Genomic DNA, 3,683 nt, shown 5'->3' with positions numbered 1-3,683 from the left:
TGCTGCCCAAGCACCTGGACGAGAAGGTGGCGCGTCTGCACCTGGACGCCCTGGGCGTCAGGCTGACCACGCTGACCCAGGACCAGGCCGACTACATCGGTGTCCCGGTCGAGGGCCCGTACAAGGCCGAGCAGTACCGCTACTGATCCGGCGCCAGTAGTTCTCCGCCGTACGGCCGGTGCACCCAGGGTGCACCGGCCGTACGGCGTTCCCGGCACCGGACCGTACGGACACCGGGACTGCATGGGCAGGGGACGTAGGCTTCGGTTCATGCCCAACGGCCGGTACTCGCTCCATGACACCCACGACCACGTCCTGCTCGGCGAGGAGCGCTTCAGCTGCGCGCCGGGACCGGCCGGCTGGCGTTATGTGTCCAAGACGTACGGCTCCGACGGCGGTGTCATCGGCACCACCGACCTCACCCTCGACTCCCGCAGCCGTCCGCTCCGCCTCGAACTCCGCGCCGGGGGCTGGCAGGTGCGCGGAGGAGCAGTGGACGGTGTCGCCTGGGTCCGGGCGGACGCCGCCGACCCGGCGGGCGAGCAGGCGGCGGAGGGCCACGACCGGGCGCACGCCTTCACCGGCAGCTCCCCGGCCTTTCTGATCGCGACGGCACGGCTGCTCCGGCTTGCGCCGGGTGCCAACGCCCGGGTCCGGCTGGTCGCCTTCACGGAGCCCGTACTCGCCCCGCGCACCCTGGACCAGGGCTGGCTGCTGGAGTCGGTGGAGACCCACCAGACCGATAGCGGGCCGCTGCTGGTCGAGCAGTACCAGGTCGCGGACCTGGAGACCGGCGAGCAGCAGATCGTCCACCTCGCCGGGGACGTCGTCCTCTCGGCCGCCGGGATCGAGCTGGAGGAACTGGAGTCCCCGCCCAACGCGTGGCCCGCCGACCACCTGGGCTGAACCGGAACCGGCGGGCTGCTGCCGCTGTGCTGGGCGGGTGCTCGGCCGGCGTCCGAGGGGGCCGACTCAGGCCGGCGGTGCGAACCCGCCGTCCGCCTGCGGGGGTTGGTGCGTTGGCGCCTGCGGCGCCTGGTCCCGTACCGCCGCCTCGGCGGCCCCGGCCGCGTCGACCCGCTCGACCGGCGGCATCGGCACGGGGCCGGGCTGCTGGTACGGACCCTGCTGGTACGGATCCTGTCGGTACGGCCCCTGCGGCTGTGGTGCTCCGATCCCCTGCGCGCCGGCCGCGCGCGCCCACTCCCGGCGCTGTCGCTCCGCCAGCACCGCCCCCAGGTACGAGGCCGGATGCACCCCGTACGGCGCGGTGTGGCCGGTGTGCGAGACGACGTCCCCGACCAGCCGCTGAGCCATGCCCAGGGCCACCGCCGGGTCGAGCTCGCCCAGGCGCGCCAGGTACTGCCGGATCGCCAGCCACAGACCGTCCGGTACGGCCGAGAGGTCCAGTGCCACCAGCTCGCCGCCGAGCGCGTTCATCAGCTGCGGCGGCAGCGCGGGCAGTGCCTCGCGGCCGCGGCCCGCGCCGGGCACCCGCTCGCGGACCACCAGGCTCCCCGAGAAGATGTCGCCGAGCCGCCGCCCCTGCGAGTCGACCAGCGAGGTGATCACCGCCGGGATGCCGGAGAAGAAGATGATCTCCACGAACCCCACCAGCCCGCGCACCAGCGAGTGCCGGAACCGGACCGGTCCGCCGTCGCTGCGCACCACCCGCAGACCGAGGGCCAGCTTGCCCAACGACCGCCCGTGCGACAGCGTCTCGACCAGAATCGGCAGTGCCACCAGGTAGAACACCATCAGCCCGAGCGAGATCGCCGCTGCCGCCGCATCGTCGAGATCGGGCGCCAGGGTTGCCAGCGCGATCAGCGTGACTATGAGCGTGACCACCTGCACGAGCAGATCCAGCGCGATCGCCAGCGCCCGGCTCGGCAGCTTCGCCGCCCGCAGCCCGAGGACAACCGCCTCGCCCGTCACAAGATCGCTCACAACGCCCCGCCCATTCCCTCTGTCTCCGACCCGTCTGCGCACCCGGTGTACCCCGTGCCGCCCCGGTGCCCGACACCCCGGCGTCTGCCAGAGCCTCCCGTCGAGCGTGCCTCGCCCGCCGGACGGCTCAGCCCCCGTGATCTCCAGCCGCAAACATACGGTGGCCCGCCGAGCCCCGGAAGACCGGATCGGTATCCGCTGCGTACGGGCGTACGGCCTCTGGCAAGCTAGCCCCTCGGGCCCGTGCCCGTCCTGTTCTGCCCGCATCGCCTCGCCTCGCCCGCACCTCGCACCCTCCCGTCCCGAACCCTGGAGTGAGCCGCATGGACCTGGACGTCTTCGTCGCCTCCCACCGGGCGGAGTGGCAGCGTCTGGAGGTCCTCAGCAAGCGGCGCCGGCTCAGCGGCGAGGAGGCCGACGAACTCGTCACCCTCTACCAGCGGGCCACCAGCCACCTGGCCCAGGTCCAGGCCGCCGCGCCGGACCCGACCCTGGAAGGCCGGCTCACCACCCTGGTCGCCCGAGGCCGCAGCGCGGTGACCGGCAGCCGGAACTCGTCCTGGCGGGATGCGGGCCGGTACTTCACCGTGAGCTTCCCGGCGGCCCTGTACCGGTCGCGCCGCTGGTGGATCCCGGTCGCCGTGGTCTCGCTGCTGGGCTCCGCCCTCATCGCCTGGTGGATAGCCGCACACCCCGAGGTCCGCGACAGTCTCGCCGCGCCCGAACAGATCCGGGCGATGACCAGGCCCGGCGGCCAGTACGAGACGTATTACTCGGACCATCCGGCCACCTCCTTCGCCCTCAAGGTGTGGACCAACAACGCCTGGATCGCCGCCACCTGCCTGGTCTTCGGCGTCGCCCTGGGACTCCCCGTGCTGTGGGTGCTCTACGGAAACGTCATGAACCTCGGAGTGGCCCTCGGACTGATGGCCTCCGCCGGCCGTCTGGACTTCTTCCTCGGCCTGCTCCTCCCGCACGGCCTGCTCGAACTGACCGCGGTCTTCGTCGCCGCCGGACTGGGGCTCCGCCTCGGGTGGACGGTCATCGACCCCGGTCCGCGCTCCCGGTCAACCGCCCTGGCAGAAGAAGGCCGCGCCACCATCGGTATGGCCCTCGGCCTGGCCGCTGTCCTTTTCACGAGCGGAATCCTGGAAGCCTTCGTCACCCCCTCCGGCCTCCCCACCTGGGCCAGGATCGGTATCGGGGTGGTGGCAGAGGTGCTCTTCCTGCTCTACGCACTCGTGCTCGGCCGTCGCGCCGCAGCCCTCGGTGAGTTCGGCGACGTCGAAGAGGCCGACCGGGCAGACCTGTATCCCGTGGCCGCCTGACGCCCGGATGTGCTGATCATGCCTCTGACCTGCTAGTCTCGTGATCACCCCGGAAAGCCATTGACGTGGCACTGAAGGGCTAGTAGATTCAAACGGTTGGGACTGGCTGGACAACGGCCGGTACCAAGCGCTAGTGTCTATGACACAGCCAAGTCGAGGCAGTGCACCGTCCACGGGCGGGGCGCCCGGCCAGGCGAAAATGCCTGAGACTGAGCAGTCCGAAACCTTTGATAGGCTTCACCGCGAAGTTGAAGGAAATCCCCTCCAGCGGGAATGCAGAGAATAGAAACTCCGGAAAACGGAGCGGAAAACGTCTGATAAGCTGGAAACACGAAAGAACGAAGCGCCCGGAGGGCCCGCTGGAAGGCGGCTCGAAGGAAGCGTCCGTTCCTTGAGAACTCAACAGCG

General features: G+C 70.8%; 4 protein-coding genes. 3 read left to right on the top strand and 1 reads right to left on the bottom strand.

The window, feature by feature from the left end; all coding sequences use genetic code 11:
* The coding region (locus tag P3T39_RS37240) for an adenosylhomocysteinase (RefSeq protein ID WP_280703764.1) at positions 1 to 146 on the top strand (146 nt) is incomplete at its 5' end.
* Positions 147 to 270: 124 nt separating this feature from the next.
* Entirely contained in the window at positions 271 to 906 is a 636-nt protein-coding gene (locus P3T39_RS37235) for a hypothetical protein (protein ID WP_280703763.1), read from the top strand.
* Positions 907 to 972: 66 nt separating this feature from the next.
* On the opposite strand, the gene P3T39_RS37230 is transcribed toward P3T39_RS37235, so the two are convergent.
* Positions 973 to 1,947, bottom strand: a complete 975-nt coding sequence (locus P3T39_RS37230) for an RDD family protein (protein ID WP_280703762.1) — start codon at positions 1,945 to 1,947, stop codon at positions 973 to 975.
* A 323-nt stretch (positions 1,948 to 2,270) separates the two neighbouring features.
* On the opposite strand from P3T39_RS37230, the gene P3T39_RS37225 reads away from it, so the two are divergent.
* On the top strand, positions 2,271 to 3,275 hold the full coding sequence (locus P3T39_RS37225; RefSeq protein ID WP_280703761.1) for a stage II sporulation protein M: 1,005 nt from the start codon (positions 2,271 to 2,273) through the stop codon (positions 3,273 to 3,275).
* Positions 3,276 to 3,683: the final 408 nt, after the last annotated feature.

The sequence above is a fragment of the Kitasatospora sp. GP82 genome, assembly GCF_029892105.1.
In the GTDB taxonomy this organism is placed as follows: Bacteria; Actinomycetota; Actinomycetes; order Streptomycetales; family Streptomycetaceae; genus Kitasatospora.
Note: the sequence above shows the minus strand (reverse complement) of the source record. Positions and strands in the feature narration are given on the sequence as shown.

Coding starts and splice junctions, on each gene's coding strand:
- P3T39_RS37225 (WP_280703761.1), top strand. CDS start 2,271: ATGGACCTGGACGTCTTCGTCGCCTCCCACCGGGCGGAGTGGCAGCGT.
- P3T39_RS37235 (WP_280703763.1), top strand. CDS start 271: ATGCCCAACGGCCGGTACTCGCTCCATGACACCCACGACCACGTCCTG.